Genomic DNA, 2,052 nt, shown 5'->3' with positions numbered 1-2,052 from the left:
GAACCTAAGGGGCGCGAGGAACTGCGCGACAAGCCACAACGCACCCGCAGATTCAAACCGCCTCAAGCGGAGCGCCAAGCTCCCGAAAGACCGCGATGTTCAGCGCGAACGCCCTCCTGGACTCCGCCACGATCCGCTGCTTCTCCAGGTCATCGACCGCGATCGCGTCCAGCAGCTCCCGATAGGCCCGCTTGAACGCGGCGGGGTTGGCGATGTTCTCGAACACGTAGAACCGCACGCCGTCCCCCTTGCGCGCGAACCCCCACGTCTTCTCCGCCTTGCTCCGGACGACCTGTCCACCGGAGAGGTCGCCGAGATAACGGGTGTAGTGATGCGCCACGTACCCTCCGGGCCACGTGTGCGCGCACTCCAGCACCCGCTCCGTGTACTCCGCCGTCGCGGGCAGCGGGGTGAGCCCGTCCCGCCACGCCGCTCCCCGCAGGTGCGCGAGATCCCGCTCCAGCGAACCGAGCCGCATCAGCTCAGGCCGGAGGAACGGCCCCGCCACGGGGTCGTCGGCCAGCTCGCGCGCGCCCTCCTCCAGTGCCCGGTACACGAACCACAGCTGCTCGGTGTAGCGCGCGTACGCGTCCACGCCGAGCTTGCCGCCGAGCAGGTCGGTCATGAACGTCGAGTCGTGCGCCTCCGCGTGCTGCTCGTGTGTGGCGGTGCGGATGAGCGTCGAGAACGGGGTGCTCGACGGGTTCATGTGGACCTCCGGTGCCGAAGGGAAGACGAGAGCCATCTTCTGTGGTTAGGCTTACCTAAGTCAACTGGTTCCCGACGCCTTGTCGGTAAAAACCTACCCCGAATCACCACCAGATCCACATGAAAAAGCCGCCCGCTTCGAGGGGGAGCGGGCGGCTGAGGCGCGGCGACGCGGCTAAGGCAGCGTGAGGACCTCGGCCCCGCTGTGGGTGACGACCAGCGTGTGCTCGAACTGCGCGGTTCGCTTGCGGTCCTTCGTCACGACCGTCCACCCGTCGTCCCACATGTCGTACTCGTGCGTGCCCAGCGTGAGCATCGGCTCGATGGTGAAGGTCATCCCGGGCTGCATGACGGTGGTCGCGTGCGGGTTGTCGTAGTGCGGAATGATCAGCCCGGAGTGGAACGACGAGTTGATCCCGTGCCCCGTGAAGTCCCGTACGACCCCGTACCCGAACCTCTTCGCGTACGACTCGATGACCCGCCCGATGATGTTGATCTGCCGGCCGGGCTTGACGGCCTTGATGGCACGGCTGAGGGATTCGCGAGTGCGCTCGACGAGCAGCCGCGACTCCTCGTCCACATCGCCCACGAGATACGTGGCGTTGTTGTCGCCGTGCACCCCGCCGATGTACGCCGTCACATCGAGGTTGATGATGTCGCCGTCCCGCAGGACCGTGGAGTCCGGAATGCCGTGACAGATGACCTCGTTGACCGAGGTGCACAGGGACTTGGGGAAGCCTCGGTAGCCGAGCGTGGACGGGTAGGCCCCGTGGTCGCACATGTACTCGTGGGCGACCCGGTCCAGCTCGTCCGTCGTGACACCGGGCGCGATCAGCTTCGCGGCCTCGGCCAGCGCCCGCGCGCCGATCCGCCCGGCGAGCCGCATGGCCTCGATCGTCTCGGGGGTCTGCACCTCCGGACCCTTGTACGGCGTGGGGGCGGGCTTGCCCACGTACTCGGGACGCCTGATGTTTCCCGGGACGGGACGGGTGGGAGAGAGCTCCCCTGGTACGAGCAGCGACTGGCCAGACATGCCAGCGAGTCTAACCAGCGGGTGTGGGGGGACGATGTCCCTGGCGAAAGGAGCCTGAGCCATGGCCCTGTTCAAGAAGCGCACGGTCGGCAAACCGGGCGAATGGTACTACTGCCTGGAACACGAGAAGGTCGAGGAGGGCCCCGAGTGCCCCGGCAAGGACCGCTTCGGCCCGTACGCGACCCGAGCGGACGCGTCCCGCGCGATGGAACTCGCTCGAGAGCGCAACCTGGAATGGGAGTCGGACCCGCGCTGGAACGCTCCGCGTAACGGGGACGACTGAGCCGGAGGTTGGGGGCGCCCTCCGGGGT

At 67.4% G+C, this 2,052-nt stretch carries 3 protein-coding genes; 1 reads left to right on the top strand and 2 read right to left on the bottom strand.

The features are described from left to right. Nucleotides 1-52 precede the first annotated feature (52 nt). Both G5C60_RS50550 and map read right to left on the bottom strand, forming a co-directional pair. Nucleotides 53-709 (bottom strand): biliverdin-producing heme oxygenase, encoded by a 657-nt coding sequence (locus G5C60_RS50550; protein ID WP_165271047.1) that lies wholly within the window; start codon nucleotides 707-709, stop codon nucleotides 53-55. A 174-nt stretch (nucleotides 710-883) separates the two neighbouring features. Further along, nucleotides 884-1,741 carry a type I methionyl aminopeptidase gene (gene map / locus G5C60_RS50545; RefSeq protein WP_165271045.1) on the bottom strand — a complete coding sequence of 286 codons (858 nt, stop codon included), beginning with the start codon at nucleotides 1,739-1,741 and terminating at the stop codon, nucleotides 884-886. A gap of 61 nt (nucleotides 1,742-1,802) precedes the next feature. Between map and G5C60_RS50540 the strand changes: the two genes are divergently transcribed. Next, nucleotides 1,803-2,024, top strand: coding sequence for a hypothetical protein (locus tag G5C60_RS50540; RefSeq protein WP_165271043.1), 222 nt, complete (start codon nucleotides 1,803-1,805; stop codon nucleotides 2,022-2,024). Nucleotides 2,025-2,052: the final 28 nt, after the last annotated feature.

The organism is Streptomyces scabichelini (assembly GCF_011045015.1).
GTDB lineage: Bacteria > Actinomycetota > Actinomycetes > Streptomycetales > Streptomycetaceae > Streptomyces > Streptomyces scabichelini.
This window is presented reverse-complemented; position numbering and strand designations above follow the sequence as displayed.

Excerpts from the sequence above, each read along its gene's own strand:
- G5C60_RS50550 (WP_165271047.1), bottom strand. The coding sequence starts at position 709 with ATGAACCCGTCGAGCACCCCGTTCTCGACGCTCATCCGCACCGCCACA.
- map (WP_165271045.1), bottom strand. The coding sequence starts at position 1,741 with ATGTCTGGCCAGTCGCTGCTCGTACCAGGGGAGCTCTCTCCCACCCGT.
- G5C60_RS50540 (WP_165271043.1), top strand. The coding sequence starts at position 1,803 with ATGGCCCTGTTCAAGAAGCGCACGGTCGGCAAACCGGGCGAATGGTAC.